Source organism: Solimonas fluminis (assembly GCF_002930645.1).
GTDB lineage: Bacteria > Pseudomonadota > Gammaproteobacteria > Nevskiales > Nevskiaceae > Solimonas_A > Solimonas_A fluminis.
In genome coordinates this window covers 1-1,038 of record NZ_PSNW01000034.1, presented here as the reverse complement: position 1 = coordinate 1,038, position 1,038 = coordinate 1, and the positions used below count along the sequence as shown (strand labels likewise).

1 rRNA gene is annotated in these 1,038 nt (G+C 52.8%); it reads right to left on the bottom strand.

Annotated elements, in window-relative coordinates:
• Positions 1-927, bottom strand: a 16S ribosomal RNA gene (locus tag C3942_RS21860); the annotation flags it as partial.
• Between the last annotated feature and the right edge of the window lie 111 nt (positions 928-1,038).

Sequence of the window (1,038 nt, the reverse complement as noted above, 5' to 3'; positions counted from 1 at the left end):
CCGCTTGTGCGGGCCCCCGTCAATTCCTTTGAGTTTCAACCTTGCGGCCGTACTCCCCAGGCGGGACACTTATCGCGTTAGCTACGACACCGACACGCAGAGCATGCCGACGTCAAGTGTCCATCGTTTACGGCGTGGACTACCAGGGTATCTAATCCTGTTTGATCCCCACGCTTTCGTGTTTCAGTGTCAGTACAGGCCCAGGCGGCTGCCTTCGCCATTGGTGTTCCTTCCGATATCTACGCATTTCACCGCTACACCGGAAATTCCACCGCCCTCTACCGTACTCTAGTCAAACAGTCTCGGAAGCAGTTCCCAGGTTAAGCCCGGGGATTTCACAACCGACTTGTCAAACCACCTACACACCCTTTACGCCCAGTAAATCCGATTAACGCTCGCACCCTCTGTATTACCGCGGCTGCTGGCACAGAGTTAGCCGGTGCTTATTCTTCAGGTACCGTCAAGACTCGAAATGTTAGTCCGAGTTTTTTCTTCCCTGCTTAAAGTGCTTTACAACCCGAAGGCCTTCTTCACACACGCGGCATTGCTGGATCAGGCTTGCGCCCATTGTCCAATATTCCCCACTGCTGCCTCCCGTAGGAGTCTGGACCGTGTCTCAGTTCCAGTGTGACTGATCGTCCTCTCAGACCAGTTACTGATCGTCGCCTTGGTGAGCCATTACCTCACCAACTAGCTAATCAGACGTAGGCTTCTCTTAGAGTGCAAGGCCTTGCGGTCCCCTGCTTTGGTCTTTCGACATCATGCGGTATTACTCCAAGTTTCCCTGGGCTATCCCCCGCTCTAAGGCAAATTCCTACGTATTCCTCACCCGTCCGCCGCTGGATGTATTGCTACACCCCGCTCGACTTGCATGTGTTAGGCATGCCGCCAGCGTTCAATCTGAGCCAGGATCAAACTCTCCAATTAAATATGTATAACTGGATGGCACCTCAACCCCAAAAGGGTCTTCAGTGCCGTAAGAGCTATCTTCGCTATGCTCAACTTACGTTTGGCTTTACGTTGATACTCTCGGTTGTG